The sequence below is a fragment of the Lysobacter rhizosphaerae genome, assembly GCF_054779795.1.
In genome coordinates this window covers 83,912-105,527 of record NZ_BAAGXO010000003.1, presented here as the reverse complement: position 1 = coordinate 105,527, position 21,616 = coordinate 83,912, and the positions used below count along the sequence as shown (strand labels likewise).

Here is a 21,616-nt window from a genome sequence, read left to right as displayed (position 1 = left end):
GGAGTTGCCTTCGCGTCAGCCGGAACGCCGGGAAGGTGCCGTCTTCCCCGCCGCGCAGCCATTCCCCGTTGCGCGGGAAAGAACGGTTTCCGATGCCCGGCATTTCCCGCGCATCACCGAGCTGGTTCCGCTCGCATCCGCGCGGAACGCGCCGGCCAGGATCGGCGCCCCCGAGGCCTGATCGATGCACTGGGCCTGCCTGCTCCTGCCGCAACTGGCGATCGATGGCGTCCTCCGACGCCATCCCGCCCCGGAAGCGCCGCTGGTCTTGATCAGCGGCCCGGCACAACGCCGCGTGCTGCATGCCGTCAATCCCGCGGCGCGTGCAATGGGCCTGCGGCCGGGCATGCCGCTCGCCGCCGCGCAAGCTCTGGGCAATGGCTTCGCCACGGTCGAGCACGATCCACTCGATGCCGAGCGCTGGCGCCAACTGCTGGCCGCATGGGCCTATCGCTTCAGTTCGCAGGTAAGCACCGATCTTCCGCATGCCCTCGTGCTCGAAGTCGGCCACAGCCTGCAGTTGTTCGGGCCCTGGCCGCGCCTGGAAGCACAGATGCGCGAGGAACTGCGCGCACTCGGTTTCCGCCACCATCTCGTCGCGGCGCCAAACCCGTATGCGGCACGCGTGCTGGCCAACGTCCATGACGGGCTGGCCGTGGGCGACAGCACGTTCCTCAATGCGCTGGGCCAGTTGCCGGTGGAGCGCGCCGGTTTCGCGCCGGACGTGGCGCGTTCGTTATCGCACATGGGCCTGCGCAAATTGCGGCAGGTATTCGCCCTGCCGCGCGATGCGCTGAACCGGCGCTTCCCGCGCGAGGTGCTGCAGCATCTCGATCGCCTGCGTGGCGCGGAGGCACCGCTGGCCTGGTACCAGCCGCCGGATGTGTTCGAAGGCCGCATCGAATTCGACCACGAGGTCGAATCCAGCCAGGCCTTGCTGTTCCCGCTGCGCCGGCTCACCGCGGATCTCGCGGCTTTCCTCGCCGGCCGCGATGGCGGCGTGCAGCGCTTCACCGTGGTGCTGGAACACGAACTCATGGCGCACAGCGAAGTCGAGATCGGCCTGCTGGCGGCCGAGCGCGAACCGACGATGCTGTTCGAACTCGCGCGCGGCCGCATCGAGCAGGCACAGGTGCCTGCGCCGGTGCGCGGCATGCACCTGGTCGCGCGCGAATTGCCTGCCTTCGTTCCCGCCGAGCGCGACCTGTTCGATCCGCGCCCGCAGCAGGCCGTGCCATGGACGCAGCTGCGCGAGCGCCTGCGTGCACGGCTGGGCGATGGCGCCGTGCAAACCGTCGGCTGGCTGCCCGACCATCGGCCCGAACGCGTGGCCAGCGAAGCGCCACTGCGCAGGACACCGGACGGGCCTGCCCTGCTTCGCCCCGGCTGGCTGCTGCCGCAACCCATGCCGCTTCGCGATCGCGTCCAGCACGTGCTTGCCGGCCCCGAGCGCATCGAGTCGGGCTGGTGGGACGACGAAGACATCCGCCGCGATTACTACCTTGTCGAAACCGCGCAGGGTCAACGGGCGTGGGCATTCCGCATCGCCGGCGAGCAGGCCGGGCCGTTCATGCTGCACGGGTGGTTCGCATGAACGCCCTGCCCGCCTATGCCGAGCTCCATTGCCTTTCGAACTTCAGTTTCCAGCGCGGCGCTTCGAATGCCCGGGAGCTGTTCGAACGCGCCAGACAACAGGGTTATGCCGCCCTGGCCATCACCGACGAATGCAGCATGGCCGGTATCGTGCGCGCACTGGAGGCCGCGGAAGCCACCGACCTCAAACTGATCGTCGGCAGCGAATTCCGCATCGAGGACGGCCCGAAGCTGGTGCTGCTGGCCGAAACCCTGGCCGGCTATCAACGGCTATGCCAGCTGATCACCATCGCGCGACGCCGCGCCGGCAAGGGAACGTACCGTGCCCTGCGCGAGGATTTCGAAGGCGCCAACGACGGCCTGCTGGCACTGTGGATTCCTGGCGATGAGCCACAGCCGGATGAAGCCCATTGGATGAAGGCGACATTCCCGCATCGCACCTGGCTGGCCATCGAACTGCACCGCGGCCCCGACGACGCCGGACGCCTGCATTCGCTGCAACAACTGTCGAGGCAACTGGACATTCCCGCCGTCGCCTGCGGTGACGTCCACATGCACGTCCGCGGCCGCAGGGCCTTGCAGGACACGATGACGGCCATCCGCCTGCGCACCACGCTGGCGGAGGCCGGTCATGCCTTGTTCCCGAATGGCGAGCGCCACCTGCGCACGCGCCAGGCGCTGGCGGCGATCCATCCGCAAGCCTTGCTGGCCGAATCGGTTGCCATCGCAGGGCGCTGCGCCTTCAGCCTGCGGCAACTCGAATACCAGTATCCGCATGAGCTGGTGCCTGCCGGCTACGACGCCACCCGCTGGCTACGCCGCCTCGTGCGGATGGGCATTCGCAAGCGCTGGAAAAAAGCCGGATCCGGCAGGAAGGAAAAGGCGAAAGCCATCGAGCTGATCCGCAAGGAGCTCGCGATCATTGCGAAGAAGCGCTACGAATCCTACTTCCTCACCGTGCATGACATCGTGCGTCATGCACGCAGCCGGGACATCCTCTGCCAGGGTCGCGGCTCCGCCGCCAACTCCGCGGTCTGCTATGCGCTGGGAATCACCGAGCTGCAGCCCGGCGAGACCGAGCTGCTGTTCGAGCGCTTCGTTTCGGAAGAGCGCGACGAGCCGCCCGACATCGACGTGGACTTCGAGCACGAACGTCGCGAGGAAGTCCTGCAGTACGTCTTCAACCGCTATGGCCGCGAGCGCGCCGCGCTGACCGCCGTCGCCATCCGCTATCGCGGACGCAGCGCGGTGCGCGACGTGGCCAAGGCTTTGGGGCTGCCCTCGGACCAGGTCGAGGAGCTCGCCAAGACCATGGATCGCTGGGGCGAAGACGTGCCTCCATCCGAATACCTGCGCGAGCATGGCTTCGATCCGGAGTCGCCGGTGATGCGGCGCGTGATCGCCTTGACCGCGCAGCTGCTCGGTTTTCCGCGGCATCTGTCCCAGCATCCGGGCGGATTCGTGATTTCCGAACGGCCACTGTCGACGATCGGGCCGATCGAGAACGCGGCGATGGACGAGCGCACGGTCCTGCAGTGGGACAAGGACGACCTGGACGTGCTGAAGCTGCTCAAGGTCGACTGCCTGGCCCTGGGCATGCTGACCTGCATCCGCAAGACCTTCGACCTGCTGCGCGACAGCGGGCGCCGCGACATGAGCATGGACGACATCCCGCGCGAGGACACGGCGACCTACACAATGATCCAGGCCGCCGATACCGTCGGCGTGTTCCAGATCGAATCGCGCGCGCAGATGGCGATGCTGCCGCGGCTGAAGCCGAAGACGTTCTACGACCTGGTGATCCAGGTCGCGATCGTGCGCCCGGGGCCGATCCAGGGCGACATGGTCCATCCCTACCTGCGGCGCCGCAATGGCGAGGAGCCCGTCGACTATCCATCACCGCAACTCGAGGAAGTATTCAGGCGCACGCTCGGCGTGCCGTTGTTCCAGGAACAGGTGATGCAGGTCGCCATCGTCGCGGCCGGGTACACGCCCGGCGAAGCCGATGCGTTGCGTCGCTCGATGGCGGCGTGGAAGCGCCACGGCGGACTCGAGTCGCATCGCGAGCGCCTGTTCGACGGCATGCTCAAGCGCGGCTACACGCTCGAATTCGCCACGCGCCTGTTCGAGCAGATCAAGGGCTTCGGCAGCTACGGCTTCCCGGAATCCCACGCCGCCAGTTTCGCCCTGCTCGCCTACGCCAGCAGCTGGCTCAAGCGGCACGAGCCGACAGCCTTTGCCGCGGCGTTGATCAATTCGCAACCGATGGGTTTCTACTCACCCGGCCAGATCGTGCAGGACGCACGGCGCCACGGCATCGAAGTGCGTCCGGTCGATGTGCGATACAGCAACTGGAACTGCACGCTGGAACCGGTCTCCATCGATCCGGCAGCGCAGCCTGCCCTGCGCCTTGGATTGCGCCTGGTCAACGGCTTCCGTGAAGACGCGGCATTGCGCATCGAACAGGCCCGCGCACGGCAGGCCTTCCACGATGTCACCGACCTGTGCCAGCGCGCGGACCTCGACCAGCGCCTGCGCGGCATCCTGGCCGATGCCGCGGCCTTGCGCGGGCTGGCAGGCCATCGCCACAAGGCGCACTGGGCCGTGGCGGGCGTGGAAGCGCAGCGCCCCTTGTTCGATGCCATCGGTGCCACGGCCGAAGCTGCGGTGGCCCTGCCGCTGCCGAGCACGGCCGAGGATGTGCATGCCGATTACGCCATGACCGGACTCAGCCTGGGCCGGCATCCGTTGAGCCTGCTGCGCAAGCAACTGCGCGCGCGTCGCTTCAAACGCTCCTCGGAATTGCGCGACCTGCCGCATGGCCAACGTGTCAGCTTCGCCGGCCTGGTCACCATGCGGCAGCGGCCACAGACCGCCAGCGGCGTCACTTTCATCACCCTCGAAGACGAGGACGGCCTGGTCAATGCGGTGATCTGGCTACACGTGGCCGAGCGGCAACGGCGCGAATTCCTCGAATCCAGGCTGATGGGCATTGAAGGACGGATCGAACGTGCCGACGGCGTGCAACACCTGATCGCCATGCGCCTGGAAAACCTGACGCCGCTGCTGTCGGGCCTGGTTACGAACTCGCGGGACTTCCACTGACGGCACGGCGAATGAACTGAAGCCGCGCCACCTCTGAAGCAACGAATTGGATGAAACGACGAGGGCCGCCACTGGGCCGCCCTCGTCGTTGGTGCCGTCGGAGACCTGACAGCACTGGATGTCCAGCCCCTGCTCGACCGCGCGTTGGGCCACGGCCGCGTAATCCTCATGGCGGCACCGAGGCGAAGCCCCTCGCCTCCATCACTGTGCGGAAAACTCCGCGTCCCACTTGCCATCGTGCAGACCGAGGATGCTCGCGTCCGGTGCCAAGCATAGCACCGGCAGGTCCGGCGCGATGCGCATCAGGCGGCAGTTGAACGGCGCTTCGCCCGATTTGTCCCAGTCGTTCTTGGCGGGAACGAAGGCGTACGTCTCCCAGACACCGCCAAAGGCATTCATGTTCCAGCGGCTCGCCCAGCCGCGGTCGGTGCTGTCCATCTGCACGTCACTAATGATGTACGGCGGGCGACCGATCTGGGTCCAGGTGTCGCCGTGATCGGATGAGATGTAGACCTTCGAGAAGGCGCCCTGGCTCCAGAGCGCGGTCACCACCTCCGTGGTCGGGTCAACGCGGTGGGAGGAGATACGCGGGCCCGGCGTGATGGTCTTCCAATCGCCACTGGCGAGGTCCAGGCGCTGCAACGCCGTACCTGCCATCACATAGTAGTGACTGCCTACCAACTGTCCGCGCGCACCAAGCCAACCGGCCTGGTCCTTGGGGGCCAGCGTGAACTCCTTGGAGAGCGCGAGGTCGGAGAGGTCTTCGCGGTGTCCGACATACACGCGCAGGCGGACCGACAGCGTGCCCCTCGCCGCGACCACGAAGCCGCTGCCACGCTCTGCATCGGGATCGTCGAACCTCTCGGTCGTGGTTACGACCCACGCGTCGCGGGTGTGGTCGATGTCGAGGATGGACTCCAGGCGCCCGAGCGCCTTCAGGTCCGTCCACGTCGCTCCGCCGTCGCGACTGTCGCGCAGATGGCCGTCGTCGCTGCCAGCGATCAGGCGGCCGTCCGCATACTCCACTGCGAGAATCTGGCGCAGCGTGTCCATGCCCAGGCTGCTCCACTGGCCGTCGGGAGTGCGCTTGCGCAACTGGCCCAGATCCGCGGGAAAGAAAAGCGTGCCATCGGAAAGTCGCCCGGGCTCATCCTGCAGCGGCGGCGTGACTCCTCGCAGCAGGCGCAGGAACTCGTTGGGGTCCTTGGCGGCGATCAGCGCATCCAGCGTGGAGGGCTTGTTGACCTTGCGGTCGTGCGCCACCAGCAGATCCCAGATCAACCCCATTCCACTCGGCTTCTGGCCGATGGTGATGGGCAGAGATACCGCGGTCATCGTAGCTGGAATAGGCGTGGATTCCTTCAGCACCGACGCCATGGGCTTGATGGCTTCAGCCAGTGATCCCGCGTGTTCCGGGTGCGTGACAGGCACCACGACGAACTGATATCCGCCAACGTTCACCGGCATCACGTCGCCGAGATCCGTCACGCGCCCGGCCTGCACCTCGAACTGCGGCCCGTCGGGCCACTGCCATACGCCCCACTGCTTGATCCGGTAGCGCCCAGCGGGCAGCCACTGGCCAAACGCCTGTGCGGCAGGCAACGACACGGCGGTGGCCGGTGTGTTGACCTTCAGATCCCTGCCGCCCGCCACCGGAGCGACCGTGATCGCGTCACCGCCCCCCTTCGGAAATGCCAGATAGACATAGCCGTGTGTTGGCGCCAACACGGCGGGCACCTGCGGCTTTTCCTTGGCGGCCACCGGCAACGCCAGCAGCAGGCCAAACGCAAACAACACACTTCGCATTACAGACTCCCCCTGTACGAAATAACTGAGCCGAGCCGCGAAGCGGCTTCGGCTTGACCAACGCCCCGTTGTGCTTGGTCGACCCATACCCACCTGCGGCCTACTTCCGGAGCAAAGGCCCGCGCAAGCGGGCCTTTGTCTCTGGGATCGATCAACTGGTTGAGCCTCGGGGCGGCAGGTCGCCACCCCGGCCTCGCTCATTCGACGCCCGCTGGCGCGCCTTGCGCTGTAGTCCCAGCGGAATCCGCTGACCCCGTAGACTCCGCGGCTGAAGTGTCGCCATGGGCAGCCTTGTACTCCGCGATCTTGCCAGCATGCGACAGCTTGCCGGCGGTGTAGTCGCGCATTCGGGGCTTTTCGGGGACGTGGTCCTCCGCGATGATGTAGTAGTCAGTGTGCTCGTTTACAGCCAAATCGACGTGGTCAACCAGGTCGAGATCGACCGCCCATTGGCCCTGCGAGAAGACCTGTACATCACGTTGCCACTTGTTCGCGTACGAGAAGTAGACGGTGCTGGGGACGGGAATAGGGATGAAGCAAACTTTTCCCTTTTCTAACGTGCCGTGAGCCAGGAAAGAGCCGAGGTAAAGGGTTTTGCCTCGCTTGACTTCGAACGGGACGGAGAAATCCCTTTCATTGGCGAACCTGGTCGGGCTGTTGCCAGCCACGCAGCCGGACAGGTCATACGACCCGGCGACTCGAGCGATTTCGTAGCGGCCCTCGGGCAGCTGCATCTTGAAGGCTGCATAACGGAACTTGCCGTCCTTCAGTGCGCCCGCGTTCTTGTCAATGCCCAGCCACCCACGCGAGACATGAGCGTACCCGTACTCCTGTGATCCCACCCTTCGAAAAAAGAAGGCCGCGTCACCGACCTTTGGTGTCTTGTCGACGCGATAACCGATCGTGCCAATGACGGTGCCCATCGTTTCAGCCGGTGCATCGACAGCGTCTTTCGGAACGCTGGCAACGTTGTCATCGGCAGCCAGTGCCTGGAGCGGCGCAAGAATCAAGCCGAGCAGCAATAAAAATCTGTACACGTACATCGTCCCCTGGATTGGTTTGCACAACAGCCCGTCGCCATGCCTGGCACAACGCCCGGGATCCCCTTGATCACATTCTGCCCCCGCAGAATGATTGCGCCGCCGGCGCGAGGACGAGATTAGGTGCCCTGAAACTGGATCGCAAGCCTGCATAGGTCCTGCGCCCTTATGCGCGCGTAGCGACGGTCGGCAGCATGCGATGCCCGCGAAGTGGCGTCGGCTTGAATGAAGTGTCAGGAACCCTTCTTGACGACGACAGGGTTGCCGCATTCCGAGCAGAATTTGTCGATGGGTAGTGCCTTGTGGCCCATCTTGCACACTGCATCCCCCAGCAACTCCGGCTTCATGAGCGCCGAATAGGCAATTGCGAAGGCTGCGTAGTAGAAGACCATCCAGTGGCCGGAGAATCCCCGGATAACTTGCGGCGAAGATGCCGAATCGACTTGGGACGCACCACTTGCGGCACTTCCCATGAACAAGAAGAAGTTCAAGAAAGTGTAGGCGAACAAGACGTAGAGCAGATACGTCATCCACCCTGGGCAGCCCGACAGGACTTGTTTCCATGAGCCGCCAAAGCCCCAGGCTGATGCCTTCTTGCCACGCCCCATCCTCATCGACAGGAACACGGCCGGGAACCAGACAACGAAGATGCCGACATGGAGCGCGAAGACGGACTCGCCCAGCCGTGGATCAAAGCCAAGCAGCGCGATGATGTGCACAATCACGCTGAGGACAAGGCCGATAGCCGAAAGAACGAGTACGGGTTTGACCAGGTATCTCATGGGTGCCTAACGCCTGAATTAGGTCGAGCCGCGAAGCGGCTTCGGCTTGAATGAACTGTCAGGGGGAACCTGCGAACAGGCAGCTACGGGAAACGGGCCATAAATCCTTTGTGAGCCCGCAAAGCCGCCACGCTGAACTACGTACGAAGATGCAGTGCGGTCATCGACGAGCAGCCAGTGGCTGTAGCCGTCTAAGACGCCGCCCTGATCAGATAGCAGCACCCCTGGCTGGCCATCTAGGTTGCCTGGTAGTTCTTTCGTCACAGGCCAAGATGGCCGAACGCCCGTAGGACCGACAAAGGGGCGAAGGCGTGCCGCAGTGCAGGAGCTGACGGTCTGCTCCCCAGACGGTGCGGTGGCGGAAACAGTTGCGACCGCAAACCCAAGTAGTAGCGAAATCATCCGTGTGCCCCCTGACTACTGATTAGACGGAACCGCCAGGTCCGGTTATACGTCGGTGGCAGCGCAACGACCGGCCCCGCGCACCCCTTGATCAGGCGGCAGATTAGCGACGCGACATCCGGCTAACAAGTTGTTGTATAGCCGGAGCAAGCGGGACGTGCCAAGCGTCCGCTTTGGTTAACGGTCACTCGTCGACTCGACGCAGCGGGCTGTTGATCCATGCCTGCTTTCGGCCATGAGCTGCCATTGACGCGTTCCGAAAGGGCACTGTGTTCCAAGCCGCCTGATCCCCAGAGCCGATTCTGACCGGCTTCACGCCCCGAGCCGGGCTGCCAGCGGACGATCAGCGGACGCTCGCTCACTACGCTCGCGGCTCCTAATCGAACCTGGAGCCGCTCATGGCGATCTTCGATACCAACCGGACATTGTTCGCCGACGACGATCAGGCGACCGTCGTCATCTTCAATCATTCCCGGCCGCACGCACGCACGCCGGTGTTCGTCTGCCTGCCGGCGATGGGTGTCGCCGCGAGCTTCTACACGCCGTTCGCGGAAGCGCTTGCGCAAGCTACAGCGGGCGCGGTGGTGCTGGCCGATCTGCGCGGACAGGGCGACAGCGCGGCGCTTGCACGACGTGGCGCGCGATTCGGCTATCAGGAAATCGTCGCGCAGGACATTCCGTCGTTGATCGCCGCGATCGCCGCGCAGTTCCCTGGTCGGCCCATTTATCTCGTCGGCCATAGCCTGGGCGGCCAGCTCGGCAGCCTCGCGGCAGTGCACGCGGCGCCTGGCCTCGCGGGCCTGATCCTGGTGGCGAGCGGCACCGCGCACTATCGCGCGTGGCCAAAAGCGCTGCGTTGGCGCGCGGGCATCGCGGTGCAGGCCGTCCGCGTCGTGGCTGCATTGCTGCCCTGGTACCCGGGCCGGCTGCTCGGCTTCGGCGGCGATCAGCCGCGTCGATTGATGGCCGATTGGAGTTACAACGCCAGCACCGGCCGGTATCGCTGTGCGGGCAGTAGAATCGACTACGAGGAGGCGCTGGATGACCTCGTGTTGCCCGTCCTGTCGATCGAAATCCGCGCCGATCCCGTGGCGCCGACGGGCGCGACGACCGAGCTGCTCGCGAAGCTCGCATCCTGCGCGATCGAGCGTCGGCAGATCGACGGCGTCACCGCCGACGCGCCGTGGCGGCGTCACTTTTCCTGGGCGCGGAGTCCGGACGAGGTGGTCGCTGAAATCATCGCCTGGGTGCGCGCGCCATTGCGCCGAGCCGACGTCGAATGTCGCGAGCGAGCCGTTGCATGAGCCCTGAGGTGACTGGACGTCTCGTGCTTCGCGTGCTCGGGCCGGTGCGGCTCGAGCGCGAATCGGGGGTGTTCGAGCCGGGCGCACGGCGCGAGCAGGCAGTCCTCGCCCTGCTCGCCGCCGAGGCGCGTCCGATGAGTCGCGCCCGCCTCGCTGCCATGCTCTGGCCCGACGCCGACGACGTGGACGCGCGCGGGCGCATGCGCCGGTTGTTGCACGAACTGTCGATCCACGTGGGGCACGACGCACTTGTCACTGATCGTCAAACCGTCGTGCTCGCGAACGATGTGTGTGCCGCCACCGATCTCGCCTCGCTGCGCCGCTTCCTCGCGCAAGGACTGTATCGCTCGACCAATGAAGCGAGCGATGACGCGAGCAAGGAGAGCCTCGCCGCCCTCGAACACGCGGCGCGCCTGGCGGCCGCCGAGTTCGCGGAGGGGCTGGCGCTCGACGAATGCGACGAGCTGTCGGCGTGGCTCGAACGACAGCGCGAATCGCTGCGCCAGGCGCGCGCGCAGGCGCTGGCGCAGCTCGTCACGCAGCTCGAAGGCACACAGCAGCACGAGCGCGCGCTCCCCCATGCGCAAGACCTGGTAGCGATCGATTCGTTGAACGAAGCTGCGCAGCGCCGGCTCATCCGGTTGTATGCCGCCGTCGGACAGCCCCACGCAGCGTTGCAACAGTTCGAGCGATGCCGGGAGATCCTGCACGCCGAGCTCGGCGTCGAGCCGGAAGCCGCGACACTCCAGGTCGCCGATGAAGTACGTTCCCATGAGATCCGCGCCGATGAAACACGCGCGCGCGACGCCACCACGACGACGCTTGCCGACAACCCGCCCCCTCCGGTGGCGGTGCGGTACACGCGCAGCGGCGACGTTCATCTCGCTTATCAAGTGCTGGGTTCCGGCCCACTCGATGTGCTCCTCATCAGCGGCTTCGTCTCGAACCTGGAGCAGGCCTGGGAGCCTGGTGGGCCCGCGGCCTTCTTCCGCGAACTCGCGCGCGACTTCCGGCTCATCCTCTACGACCGGCGCGGTGTCGGGCTCTCGGATCGCACCGTCGACCCTGCCGATACGTCGGTGAGTAGCGCCGACGCACTATCGGTACTCGACGCCGTGGGCAGCCGACGCGCGCTCGTGTTCGCGGTATCCGAAGGCGGGCCGATCGCGATCCGGCTCGCTGTCGAACATCCAGATCGAGTTGCGGGGCTGGCCCTTTGGGCAACGCTTGCACGAGGTACCGCCGCGCACGACTATCCGTGGGCACTGACCGCCGAGCAGTTCGAGCGCTGGCTCGATGCGCTCGTCGCGCAATGGGGGCGACCGGCTGCAATCGACACCTTCGCGCCCGACCACGCGAGCGATCCGCTGCTGCAGCGCTGGTGGGCGCGCATGCTGCGCCTCGGCTCCAGCCCGCGCTGCATGCAAGCCGTCCTGCGCACGCTCGCGCTGAGCGATGTACGCGCTTTGCTGCCGCAGGTGCGCGTGCCGGCGCTTGTCATGCATCGAACCGGCGACCGCGCCGTGCGCGTCGACGCCGGCCGCCAGGTCGCGACCGCTATTTCCGGCGCCCAGTGGCTCGAATTGCCTGGGACCGCGCATTGGTGGTGGCTGGGCGAGACGACACCGATCATCGAAGCGATCAAGGGCTTCGCGCAGCGCTTGGCCGATAGCGTCGAGCGCTAGCGAGCACCCCGCACCCTCGCGATGGTGCGTCAGCTGTGGCTTCAGCGCGGTACTTCCGGCACGTTCATCGGCTCATGCTCCAGGTCTAGCGTTGCGGCGAATCGACACCCGGATGGTGAGCCGACATGCCGACACTCAGCCGCCGCCATTTCCTGAAGCTCGCCGCCGCACTGGGCGCGACCCTGGCCTGGGGCTGCGCGACGGTGCGTCCTTCCTCCAGTGGCTGGCGCGAGCGTCGTGACCTGTTTCCGCAAGGCGTCGCTTCGGGCGATCCCGATGACCACAGCGTCCTGCTCTGGACGCGGCGCCCCTATGCGGATGGCCGCGAGCGCGCCACGCTGCTGGTTGAAGTGGCGGAAGATCCGGCATTCATGCGCGTCATTGCGACCACGGCGGCGCCGGTGCTGGCCCAGGCCGACTGGACCTGTCGCGTGCTGGTCGGCGACCTGCCGCCGGCCGGCGAATACTGGTACCGCTTTGTCGATGAGGAGGGCAACGGCAGCCGGATCGGTCGGACGCTGACGGCGCCCTCGCCCGACGATCCACGGCCTGCGCGCTTCGCCTTCGTCAGTTGCCAGACCATTTGCGAAGGTGCCCAGAACGCCTATCGGCGGATGATCTGGGAAGACGAGCGCGCCGCGCCCGAGGAAAGGCTCGGCTTCGTGCTGCACCTGGGAGATTTCGTCTACGAGGTCGTGCAGTACCCGGACCAGGTCAAGAACGGACATCGCTACGACCGTCTCATCAAGTTTCCGATCAAGTTTCCGAAGGGTAAAGCGGTCGCCAAGAATCGCTTCTGGGCGCCGGACTCGTTGGAGGACTACCGCGCCCTCTACCACGCCTACCTGCAGGACCCCGACATCCAGGATGCGCGTGCGCGCTGGCCGTTCGTGGCGATGTGGGACAACCACGAATTCTCCTGGCAGGGCTGGCAGTCGATCCAGGAGTTCCCTGGCGACGAGGGCTGGATCCCCGCGCAGACGCTCAAGGTCGCGGCAAACCAGGCCTGGTTCGAATACCAGCCGGCTCGCGTTCTACCGCCAGGCTCCGAGCGGGACACCTTCAACGCGCCGAACGTCGTCGACACGCTGGTGAAGGATTTCGACGACGACGGACTGGGAACCGAAGCCAACAACCTCGCCGCGATCAACAGTCTGATCGCGTATCGCGCCCTGCGCTGGGGCCGGCACATCGACCTGATCATCACCGACCAGCGCAGCTTCCGCTCGCGCGACCCCGGTAATCACGACGAAATCAATCCGCTGTTCGAAGACGACACGCTGGGTTTCGTACCCGAGGAATTGATGCGGCAGCTCGATGGCGGCCGCGACTATGCCAACGGCCATCCGCCTTTGAGGCTGTCCTTCGGCGACAAGAGCGTGGCCAATTACCGCGCCGGCGAAGCCGCGCAGACGATGCTGGGGGCGAAGCAGAAGGCCTGGTTCCTCGAGCGCCTGCGCGGCGCGACGGCCACCTGGAAGATCTGGGGCAATTCGCTGGGAACCCCCGACTGGCGCGTCGATCCGCAGAATCTCCCGGCCGCGCTGGGCAAATATCCCGAGGGCGCAGGCTTTGCCATCATGTCCACCGGCGACTGGGGTAGCACCTACTTTGAGCGCGCCGAAATCTTCGACGCCGTGCGCGATGCCGGCATCACCGGTTTCGCCATCGTGTCCGGCGATCGCCACAGCTTCTGGGCGGGCTACGCGGCCAAAGCCTTGCCGCCTGCGGCGTTCGAACCTGTGGGCGTCACCTTCGTGACCGGCTCGATCTCTGCCCCGGGCATGGCCGAAGCCAACGAGCACAACCAGAAAAAAGAAAATCCGTTGCGCCCGCTGTACGTCGCCAACCCGGGTGGCGGATCACCGCAGCCTACCGTCAACCTGCTGCTGCACCACGGCGTGCGTTCGGCGCTGGAGTTCGCCAGCAGCGGCGACCTTTCGAGGGCGCACGCGGTGAGCAATCCCGGCCTGGCCCCGCACCTGTCCTTCGTCGACATGGGCGGACACGGCTACGCCATCGTGCGGGTCGACGCCAGCACGATGGCGACCGACTTCGTCTGCATCCCGCGGCCCATCGAACGCAGCCCCGGCGTGGACGGCGGACCCCTGCGGTATCGCGTCCGCCACGAGGTGCCGCTCTGGCGGCCAGGCGAACGGCCACGGATGCGGCAGACAATCCTGGAAGGCGATGCCGGACTGGCGGTGTGACGCGCGTAGTGCGTTGCGATTCGATGTCCGCTTCGGGTCGGAAGCGGATGCCCAATGCCTTCCACTCCATGCCTTGCCGCGAAACCAATCAGATCGGATCTTCGAGCGACCTGGCCAGCTTGGTGAAAAGTTTCGGACCGGTCTCGGTCATGTACCAGCAGTCTTCCAGCCGGATTCCGAATTCGCCGGGAATGTAGATTCCCGGCTCGTCGGAAAAACACATGCCGGGTGCCAGCGGTGTGGCGTCGCCATGTACCAGATAGGGCGGCTCGTGACCGTCCATGCCGATGCCGTGGCCGGTGCGGTGAGGAAGACCAGGCAGATGGTAGCCAGGGCCCCAGCCTTCCTTTTCGTAGAGGGCGCGCACCGCGTCGTCGATGGCGCCCACTGGAGTACCCAGCTTGGCGGTCGCCAACGCAAGCTCCTGGCCCCGCTTGACGGTATCCCACACTTTTCGCTGTTTTGCGGTTGGCTCGCCCATCACCCAGGTGCGCGAGATGTCCGATTGATAGCCATGCACGTTGCAGCCCACATCCACCAGGATGACCGAGCCCTCGCGCACGGTCTGCGGCTGTTTTGAGCCGTGCGGATAGGCGCTGGCCTCGTTGATCAACACGAGGGCGAATTCCGGCACGCCGCCCAGCGCCACGGTGGCGGCGTTCACCATGGCGGCGATCTCGTCGGGGCGCATGCCGGGGCGGACGTTGCCATGGACATGGCGCAGCGCCGCCAGGGTGACGTCATTGGCGGTTTGCAGCAGCGCGAGTTCAGCCGGGGACTTGATCAGCCGGACTGCTTTCACCAGCGCATCGCCGGAAACCACACGATAGGCCCCGGCGCTTGCCTCACGCACGCCATCGACGATGAACAGACGCGTGGTGGATTCGAATGCGATCGCGCCGGAGGCAACGCCGCGGTCGCCAAGCGCGCCAACAATGAGGGCGAACGGGCTTTCATGCTCATTCCAGGGCCGCACATCACCGCCCACCGCCAGGGTCTCGCGCACCGAGGGTTCTTCGAAGGCTGGGGTCACGACGACGACCTCGCCGCGGGCCGGGATCACGGCGGCCGTCGTGCGCTCCGAGCGATGCCACTGGACGCCGGTGAAGTAATCCAGGCTCGAGCCCGACTCCAGGATCAAGGCGCCGATCTTCTGGTCGACCATCAGCCGTTGCAGCTTGGCAATCCGCGCCAGACGCTCCTCAACCGGGATTGCCTTTGCGACGGCGGTCATGGAGGCCAATCCGGCCTTTGCGGCAGGCGCAGCCTGAGCCGACCGCCCGGCCAGCATGAGCGCAGTGGATGCGCTGCCGGTGGCAGCTACAGCCGCAGTAAGGAAGTCGCGACGACGCATGAAGACTCCGGACCGATGCAGGGATGCTTCGCAGTATGAGGCCGCGTCGGCGCTCACTGCGTCCCTTGGGCGCATGGTCGAACCCCACCCTGGGAGTTCGACCATGCCAGGGCGCTTTTATGCCGAGCCGCGAGGCAAGCCAACCCAGCCTACGGCCCTGCGCTGGCTTGCACCGGAAGCTCACTTCCCACGACTTCGCCAGTGTCCATATCTTCTATCCAGAAGCGGATTGAGCCACCCACGATCAGCTTCCGGACGATGTACTTCCTTTCCGCTTTTGCATCGAGAGTGAGCAATGCATTGGCATAGTTGACGACAGGTCCGCCCATGCTGCTATGCAGGTATCGAACACCTACGGAGTGCGTCCCCGGCCATATCCGCATCGCTTCTGGATACTCAGTTGTCCATCCCATCCGATACAGGCTTCTTCCATCCAGTTGCGTGATGAATACCTTCCTGTCCAGCAGCACGGCCACGGGGTGATCGTTCTCGGAATCCGTCTTCAACAACGCCCTTCCCGTACCACCAAGGACTACGTCCTGATCAAGGCGGACTTCGTCTCTCAAGGTGCCCATTTTGCAACCCGTGGCAACAAGAAGCAGTGCAAGGGTGCAGACAAAATGCTTGAATTGTGGCATCGCCGCTTAGCCCCTGACGCCCGACATGAAGTCCGCGATTTCCGTCGCATGGCTTTCGATCAAGCCGCCCGCCGTGCCCATGGCAGTCGAATTCCTGGAGTCCACTTCCATGCGGCCGAGCTCCTCGCCGCTCTTCACATCCGTAATCGTTACGACACTATGGATGTTGTCGCGACCGGCCATGATTCCGACCAGGAATCTCGCTGCAGCGGCGCGCATGTAGTAGTTGGTGATAGTGATTTTGACCTTCCGGGCTTCCGGATCGGTCTCCACCGCCAGGAGATCTCTGCTGCGAAGCTCGATATCCAGCTCCTTGCGCAATTCCTGCACACCCGCCTCGGACATTTCTGCTGAGTTGACGATTTCGTACCAGTAGCGCGAACCCACTGCCTTGTTCGGCACGTAGACCTGCCCGGTCGTCCCCATGCAGCCGGACAGGAAGGCGGCAATAAGAAGAAAAAGTACTGGCCTGAAGTTCATTCTGTTTTCCCCTGACTCATGCTCACGTCGCTGCCGCCGAACAGCGGCCCCCAAGCGACGTGGAGGCGTGACGTTAACAAAAGCGTCAGGCGCTGCAAAGCTCATTGCGCCCTGCGATCACAGGTAATTTGCGACTGCTGTGTGTGAGTTACCACGAGTAGAGCCTGGCGCATCAGCCGGTCTCCCGCGAAGCAGCTTCGGCCTGGAATCAGTCCCAGTAGTTGAAAACTGTGTTGAGCGTTGCAGGAGTGAGTATGTGTACCCGCTACTCTCTCGACGCGCCCAATTCCGGGCGCTCCAGATTGGGGATCGCATGAAGAAGACGATCGTGATCGTAGGTGGACTTCTCGCAGGCATGGTGATGGCATCGACGGCCTTGGCCGATGGCAGACCCGCGCCGGCACCGACACCGCCGCCGGGACTGAAGGTAGTCCTGCGAGAGTACGGCCGCAGTTTCGTGCTGGCACCAGGCGAGACCGGAGGCGTGACCAGTGTCTGCTTGCCTGGCGAGACGATACTAAGCGGATCGGCAACGAGCATCCCCCCTAATGCGACAATTGTTTATTCATCGCTTGCCTATGACGGCACCAATAGCGGTTGGACAATCGAATACAGAAATGATGGAACTGAGCCGGCGAACGTCTATGCAGCCACTTCCGCGCTCTGCACGGCAGGCACACTGACAATACCTTGACCTGCTGAACCACCGACCTAGGTGCCGCACCGCGGCCCTAGGTTTTTAGATCGCGATCTCTGTCGTAACGATCTGGGCAGCGGGACTGATCTGCCATGTCCTGCGCATGGTTTCACGGCGGAGGCTCATGCAGGATGGGGGTCAGCCTGGCGCCTGAATTTGGCCGAGTCGCGAAGCGGCTTCGGCTTGAATGAATTGTTAGGGGCCAGCCTGCACATCCCCATTGTCCGCAGCTATTCGCGCTTGCTCAACCAAGTATTGGTACCACTCAAGTTGGATCCTATCCGGCGGACCTATCAATCGTCGGAAGCCGTCGGGTGATCCGCCAAGTGCAATAAGCTCTTTGTACGGCTTGGAATAGAGGCCGTTGCGATAGTGAAGCAGAAAGTGAGTCAGGCTCCAGTAGTGGATGTAGTACAGGTTGACGTTCTGATTTATGTCCGGCCCTGTGTTTGAGATGAGTTGGTGCAAAGGAATGATTCTTCCTGACGCAATATCCCGCTCCAAATCTCCGCTCAAACCTAAAGATGAAAGCCACCAGATGGGGTATGCGGCGTAATCGATACGGCCGCGCTGCAAGCGGGCGCCGACCACTTGACTCGCTCCAAAATAGCTGGCGACACCTTCATTGATCCATTTGGCTGGTTTGTGGCCGGAAAGCTCGCGCAACAGTTGATGCGTGGCCTCATGAATCATCCAGTGGTATGGGTTGCTACCCTCCGCGAAGTACGCATAGCAACGCGGCGTACGGTAATACGCCTCTGCCCAAGGGCTGCTGCGGTTGTAGGCGCGGAACTGAGTCCGATCCCTGTACAGGACAAGCTCAAGCTCCCTGGAGTGTTCCTTTGAATCGAAGTAGCCGATGTAAGATTGGTAGAGCGCTTCAACTGCGTGAGAAACCTTGCCAGTCTGATCATCTGAAGCGGTGCTATAGATCTTGTAATGCGCTGTTTGAGTAATTTTGGCTTCTGGCAGGATGCCAAAGTTATCCTGTTTAGCGGGCGCGATCTCGGTCTTCTGCGACGAATTGCCGTTGCAAGCGGCAAGAAAAGTGAAGACCAAGAGCAGCACTGCTTGTATCGGGAAGCGCATCGACAGTTTCATTGGCCCCTAACTACTGATTAGACGGACCGCGAGGTGCGGTTATACATCTATGGCAGTGAAATGCCGACCCGCGCATCCCCTTGATCAGGAGGCAGATTAGCGACGCGGCATCCGGCTAACAAGCTGGCGTACTTCCTGGCCACGTACCGCTTCCGACCAAAAGCGGACGTCGACGTCTACAGCAAACCCAGTTGCGTGGCCTTCAACGTAGCCGCTGCACGCGTCGCACACTCGAGCTTGCGAAACACGCTCTCGACATGGGTGCGCACGGTGCTTGGGCTGATGGACAGTTTCTGCGCGACAACCTTGTTGCTCGCTCCAAGACTGATCCAGCGCAGCACATCCCGCTCGCGTTCCGAAAGGAGACTGGTCGACGGCGTGGTGGGCACCCTGCCCTTGGCCGGTCGCGACTTGTTCAACAGTGCACGCACGACATCGACGTCATGGCGCCCGGCGGTGGCTTCGGCCATCAGCAGCGAGGCGGCGGCGTCTTCTGCAAATGCATCGCGCCAGGGACGCGCGACGCGCAGGGCGGCCAGCGCCGCGGCGGCGGCAAGGATGCGTCCTTCGATGGGAATGCCCGCCGCCCTGGCCTCGCGGAAATAGCCGGACCCATCGGGTCGTTCATAGGCATACGACGCGATTTCCGCCTCGCCCGCGAGGGAACCGATCTGCCGCGCGGCGCGTCCAGTCCAGTAGGGAACCAGCCGCACGCGCTCCCACGCCGACTCCGCGAGCTTGCCCGGGGTTTCCCAGATCATGTTGGGCACTGCGGCGCGGCCCATGCCATGGATCAGCGCGGCGCGATACACCTTCTGCTGGACGGACGCATCCAGCCCGAGTTCCGTCGCCGCATTCCTGGCCAGTTGCGCCACCGCGCGCGAATAGCCGGTCATCCACGGCAGCTTCAGGTCGATGACGTGCGCCAGGATTTCCAATGATGTCGTGCGGCCGGCGAATGCGGCGTCGAGCGAACACGGACCGGACAACGTTGGATCGTCGTCTAGCGCCATCAGCCAGCGCGAGGCATGGGCGACGACCAGATGGGCGAGCGCTTGCGGATACAGAGCGCCTGCACGCTGTTCGATGAGCTTGCATGCCTGCTCGAGGCCATACAGGCGATTGAAGATATCCAGATCGCCGGCGAGCGAGGCCATGTAGACCGAAGCGGGCACCTGCTCGCCGCGCAGGCCATCCGGCGCACCACTGCCGTCGTGGCTTTCGAACAGGTGGCGCAAGGCGAACTGCGTCGCTTCCTCCAGCCCCAACTGCACCGCTATGTCGCCCGCCACTTCGCAGTGGATGCGCGACAGCGAGAGGAATGCCGATGCCTTGTGACGCGTGCCGGAACGAAACCCGCTGCCTGGCGACTGGATGGCAAGCAGCGCCTTGCGTCCACTCACATCGTCGCCGAACAACTGCGCGAATTCGGGCGCGTTGGCGGTGCAGCCGGACCAGCGCAACAGGGCGACGGTAGTGGCTTCCCGACAACCGACTTCATCGGCGCCGGCGCTCTTGGCCAGTTGCCCGGCCAGCCAGGCAGCGCGCGGCGAGTGATCGGTGGGCTGCCCCATCGCCAGGTCGCCCACGAACGCGAGCGAGCGGATCACATCCAGCAGCGGAACGGAGGAGGAAGCGTCCACGTGGGATCAAGTACCTGTACCAGGGCCGGGAAGTCTAGTGCCTCCCCTCCGCAGCGACCTCGGTCATTCAACCGATGGTGCGCACAGGGGGCGGAGCGCAACCTTTGCCTCGAGGGTGATCGTGATGTCCGCTCTCCCCCGGTCGATGTATGTGCCCGCCTCGCTTCGCCACCTAACCTCTGGAGCTCACTCCGTGAACATCAAGATGCTCGGCCTCGCCGCCGCTACCGCCATGACCCTTGCCTCGAACTCGAACGCTGCGCCCGCCAAGACCCCTGAAGCCGTCAAGAACGTCGTGCTGGTGCACGGCGGATTCGTCGACGGCTCCGGCTGGGCCAAGGTCTACAACATCCTGAAGAAAGACGGCTACAACGTCACCATCGTGCAGAACCCGACCACGTCGCTCGCGGACGACGTCGCGTTCACCAAGCGCGCCATCGCGCAGCAGGACGGCCCGGTCGTCCTCGTCGGCCACTCTTATGGCGGCGTCGTCATCTCCGAAGCCGGCACCGACCCCAAGGTCGATCGCCTGGTCTACATCGCTGCGTTCGCGCCCGACCAGGGCGAATCGGTGCAGTCGCTGATTTCCAATCCGCCGCCGGGTGCGGCGCAGCCGCCGATCCTGCCGCCGCAGGATGGCTTCCTGTTCCTGGATCGTGCGAAGTTCGCGGCCTCGTTCGCGGGCGATGTCTCCGCCGACGAAGCCGATTTCATGGCGAACTCACAGGTGCCGTGGGGTGTCGAGGCGCTCGGTGGCGCAGTGACCGTGCCCGCGTGGAAGTCGAAGCCGAGCTGGTATCTCGTCGCAACGGAAGACCACATGATCCCGCCGCCGGCGCAGCAGATGATGGCCAAGCGCGCCGGCGCAACGGTGGTCGAAGTGCCCGGCAGCCATGCGATCTATGTGTCGAAGCCGGAAGCCGTGGCCAAGCTCATCGAGCAGGCGGCGCACGGCAAGAAGTAAGCGCGACCACGGGGCGTGAGCGTCATGGCTCCGCCCCATTCGTCGCTTGCGGCACGACAGGCCGCTGCATCCCGAAGGGGGACGCGCCGGCGCGCCGAATGAGTCGACGCGCCGGCACGTGCCAGAGGCTGCCGAAACTCCCCCGAGATACCGGCAACCCCTTCCCACCGTTGAGGCCGGCAGCCATCCCTATGGCTGCCGGCGCAATTGTTTGTCGTATCAGGCGTGCCGGCCGGACCAATGGATGTGGGTGATCTTCCAGCCCGCCGTCGTCCGCGTGAGCACCATGGATTCGACGACCACTTCGCTCGGTCCCTGCGCCGCGCCCGTGTGCACGCGCTTCTCGCTCAGGACCCAGGCGGTATCGGCGCCGGCATGGGTGTCGCGGCGCAGGAGTTCGTGCTGGACCGTGCTCAACGCGGCGGCGTCGCCTTTCGCGGCGCCATCGATGTAGCTGTCGCGCAGGCCGAGCACCTGGCCGTTGGCGATGACGACGGCATCCGGCGCCATGAACCGGCGCGCGCTCTCGAGCTGTCCGCTGGCCAGCGCGGCCATGAAGCCGTCGACGACCTGTGCGGCTTCTTTGGCCGCAGGCGACTGGGCCGCCGCAGGCGCACTGGCGGCAGGCACGTTAGGTGCGGGCACGCTGGCCACAGGCTCGGACGAACGCGCGAACGCCGTCGCGGGTGCGATCGTGACCAGGGCAATGGAAGCAACAAGAAGCAGGCGGCGCATGGGCTTTACCGGGTGATGGGGGATGGCGCCATTGGGCACCGGGGCCGGCCCCCCGCGCCCCCCCCACCACAGGGGGG

16 protein-coding genes are annotated in these 21,616 nt (G+C 64.8%); 7 read left to right on the top strand and 9 right to left on the bottom strand.

Annotation, left to right across the window (positions count from 1 at the left end; all coding sequences use genetic code 11):
• Positions 1-184 precede the first annotated feature (184 nt).
• Together ACYVGE_RS05520 and ACYVGE_RS05515 are read left to right on the top strand one after the other, a co-directional pair.
• Entirely contained in the window at positions 185-1,594 is a 1,410-nt protein-coding gene (locus ACYVGE_RS05520) for a Y-family DNA polymerase (RefSeq protein WP_460727847.1), read from the top strand.
• Positions 1,591-4,698, top strand: a complete 3,108-nt coding sequence (locus ACYVGE_RS05515) for an error-prone DNA polymerase (RefSeq protein WP_460727845.1) — start codon at positions 1,591-1,593, stop codon at positions 4,696-4,698. Before ACYVGE_RS05520 ends, ACYVGE_RS05515 begins: the two co-directional genes overlap by 4 nt.
• Before the next feature lie 201 nt (positions 4,699-4,899).
• Here ACYVGE_RS05515 and ACYVGE_RS05510 read toward each other — a convergent pair whose 3' ends face one another.
• The 3 genes from ACYVGE_RS05510 to ACYVGE_RS05500 all read right to left on the bottom strand — a co-directional run bounded on the left by ACYVGE_RS05510 (position 4,900) and on the right by ACYVGE_RS05500 (position 8,326).
• Entirely contained in the window at positions 4,900-6,459 is a 1,560-nt protein-coding gene (locus tag ACYVGE_RS05510) for a hypothetical protein (protein ID WP_460727843.1), read from the bottom strand.
• Between the two features lie 242 nt (positions 6,460-6,701).
• Positions 6,702-7,547 carry a hypothetical protein gene (locus tag ACYVGE_RS05505; RefSeq protein WP_460727841.1) on the bottom strand — a complete coding sequence of 282 codons (846 nt, stop codon included), beginning with the start codon at positions 7,545-7,547 and terminating at the stop codon, positions 6,702-6,704.
• Between the two features lie 230 nt (positions 7,548-7,777).
• On the bottom strand, positions 7,778-8,326 hold the full coding sequence (locus ACYVGE_RS05500) for a hypothetical protein (RefSeq protein ID WP_460727839.1): 549 nt from the start codon (positions 8,324-8,326) through the stop codon (positions 7,778-7,780).
• 800 nt (positions 8,327-9,126) lie between these two features.
• On the opposite strand from ACYVGE_RS05500, the gene ACYVGE_RS05495 reads away from it, so the two are divergent.
• The 3 genes from ACYVGE_RS05495 (at position 9,127) to ACYVGE_RS05485 (ending at position 13,927) form a co-directional block, all read left to right on the top strand.
• Positions 9,127-10,032: an alpha/beta hydrolase family protein gene (locus tag ACYVGE_RS05495; RefSeq protein WP_460727837.1), complete on the top strand. Its 906-nt coding sequence runs from the start codon at positions 9,127-9,129 to the stop codon at positions 10,030-10,032.
• The gene (locus ACYVGE_RS05490) at positions 10,029-11,717 is read left to right on the top strand and encodes a bifunctional AfsR/SARP family transcriptional regulator/alpha/beta hydrolase (protein ID WP_460727835.1); all 1,689 of its coding nucleotides are present in this window, start codon (positions 10,029-10,031) and stop codon (positions 11,715-11,717) included. The genes ACYVGE_RS05495 and ACYVGE_RS05490 overlap by 4 nt, the downstream gene beginning before the upstream one ends.
• A 125-nt stretch (positions 11,718-11,842) precedes the next feature.
• The gene (locus ACYVGE_RS05485) at positions 11,843-13,927 is read left to right on the top strand and encodes an alkaline phosphatase D family protein (RefSeq protein WP_460727833.1); all 2,085 of its coding nucleotides are present in this window, start codon (positions 11,843-11,845) and stop codon (positions 13,925-13,927) included.
• A gap of 88 nt (positions 13,928-14,015) precedes the next feature.
• Here ACYVGE_RS05485 and ACYVGE_RS05480 read toward each other — a convergent pair whose 3' ends face one another.
• From ACYVGE_RS05480 to ACYVGE_RS05470, 3 genes are all read right to left on the bottom strand, one after another.
• Entirely contained in the window at positions 14,016-15,281 is a 1,266-nt protein-coding gene (locus ACYVGE_RS05480) for a M24 family metallopeptidase (RefSeq protein WP_460727831.1), read from the bottom strand.
• A gap of 149 nt (positions 15,282-15,430) precedes the next feature.
• Positions 15,431-15,919: a hypothetical protein gene (locus ACYVGE_RS05475; protein WP_460727829.1), complete on the bottom strand. Its 489-nt coding sequence runs from the start codon at positions 15,917-15,919 to the stop codon at positions 15,431-15,433.
• Between the two features lie 6 nt (positions 15,920-15,925).
• The gene (locus ACYVGE_RS05470) at positions 15,926-16,399 is read right to left on the bottom strand and encodes a DUF4410 domain-containing protein (RefSeq protein WP_460727827.1); all 474 of its coding nucleotides are present in this window, start codon (positions 16,397-16,399) and stop codon (positions 15,926-15,928) included.
• 313 nt (positions 16,400-16,712) lie between these two features.
• On the opposite strand from ACYVGE_RS05470, the gene ACYVGE_RS05465 reads away from it, so the two are divergent.
• On the top strand, positions 16,713-17,093 hold the full coding sequence (locus tag ACYVGE_RS05465; protein ID WP_460727825.1) for a hypothetical protein: 381 nt from the start codon (positions 16,713-16,715) through the stop codon (positions 17,091-17,093).
• A gap of 198 nt (positions 17,094-17,291) precedes the next feature.
• Here the strand turns inward: ACYVGE_RS05465 and ACYVGE_RS05460 are convergent, their stop codons facing one another.
• Positions 17,292-18,197, bottom strand: coding sequence for a hypothetical protein (locus tag ACYVGE_RS05460; RefSeq protein WP_460727823.1), 906 nt, complete (start codon positions 18,195-18,197; stop codon positions 17,292-17,294).
• A 176-nt stretch (positions 18,198-18,373) separates the two neighbouring features.
• Positions 18,374-19,840: an HD domain-containing phosphohydrolase gene (locus tag ACYVGE_RS05455; protein WP_460727821.1), complete on the bottom strand. Its 1,467-nt coding sequence runs from the start codon at positions 19,838-19,840 to the stop codon at positions 18,374-18,376.
• 193 nt (positions 19,841-20,033) lie between these two features.
• Between ACYVGE_RS05455 and ACYVGE_RS05450 the strand changes: the two genes are divergently transcribed.
• Positions 20,034-20,804 (top strand): alpha/beta hydrolase, encoded by a 771-nt coding sequence (locus tag ACYVGE_RS05450; protein ID WP_460727819.1) that lies wholly within the window; start codon positions 20,034-20,036, stop codon positions 20,802-20,804.
• Between the two features lie 219 nt (positions 20,805-21,023).
• Here ACYVGE_RS05450 and ACYVGE_RS05445 read toward each other — a convergent pair whose 3' ends face one another.
• Positions 21,024-21,539, bottom strand: coding sequence for a YybH family protein (locus ACYVGE_RS05445; RefSeq protein WP_460727817.1), 516 nt, complete (start codon positions 21,537-21,539; stop codon positions 21,024-21,026).
• Between the last annotated feature and the right edge of the window lie 77 nt (positions 21,540-21,616).